We start from the raw sequence: 4,638 nt of genomic DNA, 5'->3' as shown, positions 1-4,638 counted from the left end.
TGTACCTTTGTCGATGAACGAAATCAATGCATCGCCTCTTCACAAGTCATGTTCTAAAGTATGGCGTATCTGCAGGAGCATCAAGCAATTCTCTTAACTCGTCATCCAGCCGCATAAGACTCAGAGAACACCCTTTCATGTCTATGGAAGTGCAATAGTTCCCGATGAACAGTCTATACACATCAATCTCTCGTGCGGTGAGAATCTCGTCTATCCTTCTGAAAAGAATGAAGAGTTCCTGCAATGGGGTTCCACCCAGTCCATTGAGTAAAGCGGTCACTTGGTCTCCTTCTTGGAACGGCAAGTCTTCAAGAACCTTCATAGCAAGTATCTCAGCTACCGTGTCGGCTGGTTGAAGGGTTGTTCTCTCAATCCCAGGTTCTCCATGAATACCCATTCCCACTTCCATTTCATCTTCGCCCATAGTGAAATTGGGTTTTCGGGTGGACGGAAGGATACAGGGGGACAGCGCCACGCCCATTGTCCTAATATTGCGGTTTGCGTGCTCAGCTGCTTCTTTCACCTCACTCAAAGATCCCCCTGATTCGGCCTTGGCTCCTGCAATCTTGATCGCAAATAGGTTTCCAGCAATTCCTCTCCTGTCCTCAATCCGATCCTTAGGTGCTGAAGCTACATCATCGGTCACGTTGGTGATTTCTACAGCAATACCTTCACTCTCTGCCCTCCTCTTGGCTATGCCGAGATTCATCTTATCTCCCTCATAGTTGCCCAAGAGATAAAGAATCCCTTCTCCGCCATCTATAGCCTTTGTGGCCTTGTAACCTGCATCCGGAGTGGGGGAGGAGAATATCTCGCCAACAACAACTGCATCGTACATCCCCTTTCCCGTGTATCCGAACCAGAATGGTTCGTGGCCGCTCCCGCCGCCCACAAGAATACCGACTTTCCCTTTGACTGGTGCATCTCTTCGAACGACAACCCGTGCGTCTTCCAGTTTCCTAACATAGTTAGGAAAAGCCCTGACAAAACCTTCCACTTCTTCGTCCGGCACATCTTGAGGAACATTTATGAGTTTCTTCAACTTGGTCATTCCTTTCCCTTGTCTTCATTTGAAGACGAATCTAGCGCCTTCTTTCGAAATAGCCTGTTTCCGGCATATGAGTGTTTTCATTCTTTTTTCATTCTAACTGCAAGTTATCTCGTGCTTTCTTATTTAAAGAAAATCATTGTTATATATACAGACCAAACGACTACGCTCTGTTCCGTATGTATAGATTCGACATATAGGAGAGAAAAATGTCCGGCATCAGTCGGAGCCAGCCAAGTCGAATCATCGAGAAAACTGGGGAATTAGAGGTCGTGAAAGTCTAGGCCTCTCGGTGTATCTCTCCAAACAGGCCTTGGGGCCTAATAAGCAAGATAATGAGCATAAGAATGAAACCATATATGTCTCTGTATGCGGATTCTAGCACTATAGACATGGTTGTTTCGAATAGTGCAAGTAGGATACCTCCGACTAGCCCACCTAGAATGGACCCTATACCGCCAATGACAATTATCTGGAAGCCCTTCATAGTAGAAATCTTACCCGATTGGGCTGTAAGGGGAAATACGGTCGCAAGAAGTGCACCAGCTCCTGCAGCTAGGGCGACGCCGATGGCGAAAGCAATCTGGTCATACTTACGTACATCTATTCCGGCGCTCTTCGCAGCCACACGATTCTGAGCACACGCCCTGAGCCCCTTTCCGGTCCAAGTGTACTTGGTTCCCGCGAAGAAAAGCGCAATGATTACAATGGTTGAAAAAAGAGCAATTATCTTGTTGCCGTCAAACGTGAAGCCAAAGAATTCAATCCGCCCCAGATACGAAGGAGGGGCATGGTACACGGCACCAAAGATCATTGCTAGGCTGTTGACTATTATAATCGAGGTTATGATTGTGATAATAGTGGCGAACTCTTCTTTCTGCTCACCACCCTCTGAATACATTGGCTTCATGACAAACCTTTGATAGACAGCACCAACACCGGCGATAGTGCCCATAGAGATGGGGACTGCTATCCACCAAAGTGAGGGGCCAAGAAGTAGCGTTATCACGTAGTACTGAACGTATCCGCCAAGAAGATAGAACTCGCCCATTGACCAGTTAATTATTTTGACTACGTTCAAAACAAAATTGATGCCTATAGCCAAGAGGCTATAGACAAATCCCGTGACGAGGGCTAGTAAGATCAGATGGGCGAGGTATGTTTGCATATCTTGTCTCACTCCATCTGATCACCAGTCTTACAAGTCGCCCGGAGGTGTATAGTCTCCGGTCGCCTTCGATTCTGGGAAGATTATAGTTGTGTCCTCAAGCGCCTGTTCGAATTCGGTGAACTGACAAATCAGAACTGGGGGAGAGGCTTGCTGATGGTATGGACCTGGTGTGTCTTCAAAGGTAATGGTAGATCCCCACCGTTCAAGCGGATTGCCCCGCAGAGCATTTGCAATCTGCACCGAATCAGCAGACCCAGCGATTTCTATTGCCTGTGCTACGCACATGACGTCGCTATAGCCGTTAAGGCCGAAGTACTCTGGGCCATGCCCGTACTCAATGTACCAACCATCTTGGGCTCGTTCACCTTGTTCGGTCAGTTCCATGTTGGGATGGTATGACTCTGTTTCAAGGATTCCAACTCCTGCTTCTCCAACTGCTTCCCAAGCCCCCTGCTGAGGCATCTCTGGCGCAGCTGCTAAAAGGGGCACCTGTGTTGACAAGTCCACTTCGTAGGCATTCTTGGTAATTTGGTAGAAGAAGAGCTGACTAGCTATCTCTAGAACCACGTCAGGTCCCCAGTCCTTAATCTCAAGGAGTTCGGTGTAGTAGTCCGGTGACTCCCTGCTGACGACCCAACTCTCGATGGTGCACCCGGGGTACACGTCGGACTGCTGGTTCTCAACCCATTCAATGCCTCCAACACCCCAATCGGTATCTTCGGCGATGATGGCAAGTTTCTCCCAACCCATATACTTGGAGAAATTGAGCCACGAATCTGCCCTGTCAAGGTCTGTGATGTGAGCTCTGAAGGTATAGCTCATATTCTTCTGGGTTATCATGACATTTCCGGCTCCACTGGGTAGTAGAGGTATTTCGTATTCTTCACAGATGTCCTGTACTGACAATACGACGGAGCTGTGAAGCATTCCAACTATTGCCACAACATTGTCTTCCGTTATGAGTCTATTTGCAGCTGCGATACCTTTCTCTACCTGTCCACTGGAGTCTCCAACAACGAGAGTCACAGGCCTGCCAAGCAGTCCTCCGTCTTCGTTGATGTGTTTGATGGCCAATTCTGCACCATCTTTGATATTTGCAGCAGCTCCATATGCTCCGGGCGGAGATAGTCCTGATATAAACCCTATTTTGATAGGTTCGGGACCTGGTGGTGCGGTCATGCTAGTAAACAAAAAGACGCCGCCTACACCGGCAACAATGATTACAGCAGCTATGATAATAGCTTGCGTTTGTGATATTCTCTCAGTCATAGTTCTCTCAACTCTATTCCAAGTCTATTACTTGGTTCCTTTCTGAGTCTTACGGATGGGTATCTTTGCGACTAATAAACGTTCTGGCAAAAAGGGCTCTGTGTAAAAAGTCGGTAACGTAATACAAGGAAACAAGTGGCGAGCAGGCGTGCCGTCTGATTCATGTCTTACAATCAATCGTACGACACAGCCAAATCTCACCATTTTCACTTCTTGCTTGATTCCCTTATCAAGCTTAGCAATATGATACCTCAGCAACAACCCGGGTTTGGCAGGCCTGTCGAGTTTCCTCTGTCCATCCTGTTTGTCCTTCTTGGGCTTAAGTTCGACACTGGGCTGAGCTATCGCGAATTCGTTGCCTTCGTCACCTTCAACCCCACCCTGCTTGAGAAACTCAACCTCACCAGGGCTCCCAGCTACTCTACCCTCCAACAGGCCCTGAAAAAGCTCCATACGCGCCTCCTGCACCAGATGTACCGGCTGTTGGCCAGAAGACGGCCACCCCCGAAGACGGTCGCAGTGGATGCCTCTGGCTTCTCCCACTCCACCGGTGGTGAGTGGTCGTCTGTGCGGTTCAAAACGACACGGAGACGACGGTTCCACGGCCTGCACAACGCCGTGGACACGGACAGTCTGATGATCACTGCATCCCGGGTGCGGGCAAGTCCCGGTGGGGATGTACAGCACCTGGTGGCACTGGTCCGCAGAGTTGATTCCACACACCTTGGGGTCGTGTATGGAGACAAGGGGTACATCTCACGGAAGAATGTCCAGTTCATCAGTGATGTCGGTGCGTACCCGGCCATCGAACCGAAGGAGAACGCGGTACCCAGATCGCGGGGAAGTCCTGCATACCGACAGCTGGTCCACGAATACCAGGAGGGGGGTTGAGATGTGGAAAGAACGGTATCGATATGGACGGCGAAGCCTTGCAGAGACCGTGTTCAGTATGCTGAAGCTGAGGTTCGGAGGGAGCCTAAGTTCACGCGGCTACAGGGAACAGCGGCGAGAGCTGTTACTCAAGATAGTGTTGCACAATATCGAACGGCTTAACTTCTTGGCGTGTGACGGGAGGTGACTTTTTACACAAGGCCTCAAATCTAGGCTCTGTAAAATAATTCACCTTGCAGTACACTCTAGGAAGTTCACC

At 49.2% G+C, this 4,638-nt stretch carries 4 protein-coding genes; 1 reads left to right on the top strand and 3 read right to left on the bottom strand.

What is annotated here, in order from left to right; translation table 11 throughout:
• Positions 1 to 46: 46 nt before the first annotated feature.
• The 3 genes from dhaK to GF309_09875 form a co-directional block, all read right to left on the bottom strand.
• A complete protein-coding gene (dhaK, locus tag GF309_09885; GenBank protein MBD3159086.1) occupies positions 47 to 1,042 on the bottom strand; it encodes a dihydroxyacetone kinase subunit DhaK in 996 nt (331 codons plus the stop codon).
• A 286-nt stretch (positions 1,043 to 1,328) separates the two neighbouring features.
• Positions 1,329 to 2,216: a hypothetical protein gene (locus GF309_09880; GenBank protein ID MBD3159085.1), complete on the bottom strand. Its 888-nt coding sequence runs from the start codon at positions 2,214 to 2,216 to the stop codon at positions 1,329 to 1,331.
• 30 nt (positions 2,217 to 2,246) lie between these two features.
• The gene (locus tag GF309_09875; protein MBD3159084.1) at positions 2,247 to 3,488 is read right to left on the bottom strand and encodes an ABC transporter substrate-binding protein; all 1,242 of its coding nucleotides are present in this window, start codon (positions 3,486 to 3,488) and stop codon (positions 2,247 to 2,249) included.
• A 162-nt stretch (positions 3,489 to 3,650) separates the two neighbouring features.
• On the opposite strand from GF309_09875, the gene GF309_09870 reads away from it, so the two are divergent.
• Positions 3,651 to 4,379 carry a transposase gene (locus tag GF309_09870; GenBank protein ID MBD3159083.1) on the top strand — a complete coding sequence of 243 codons (729 nt, stop codon included), beginning with the start codon at positions 3,651 to 3,653 and terminating at the stop codon, positions 4,377 to 4,379.
• The last annotated feature ends 259 nt before the right edge of the window (positions 4,380 to 4,638 follow it).

It is taken from the genome of Candidatus Lokiarchaeota archaeon, assembly GCA_014730275.1.
Classification (GTDB): domain Archaea; phylum Asgardarchaeota; class Thorarchaeia; order Thorarchaeales; family Thorarchaeaceae; genus WJIL01.
Note: the sequence above shows the minus strand (reverse complement) of the source record. Positions and strands in the feature narration are given on the sequence as shown.

Excerpts from the sequence above, each read along its gene's own strand:
- GF309_09875 (MBD3159084.1), bottom strand. The coding sequence starts at position 3,488 with ATGACTGAGAGAATATCACAAACGCAAGCTATTATCATAGCTGCTGTA.
- GF309_09870 (MBD3159083.1), top strand. The coding sequence starts at position 3,651 with ATGTCTTACAATCAATCGTACGACACAGCCAAATCTCACCATTTTCAC.
- GF309_09880 (MBD3159085.1), bottom strand. The coding sequence starts at position 2,216 with ATGCAAACATACCTCGCCCATCTGATCTTACTAGCCCTCGTCACGGGA.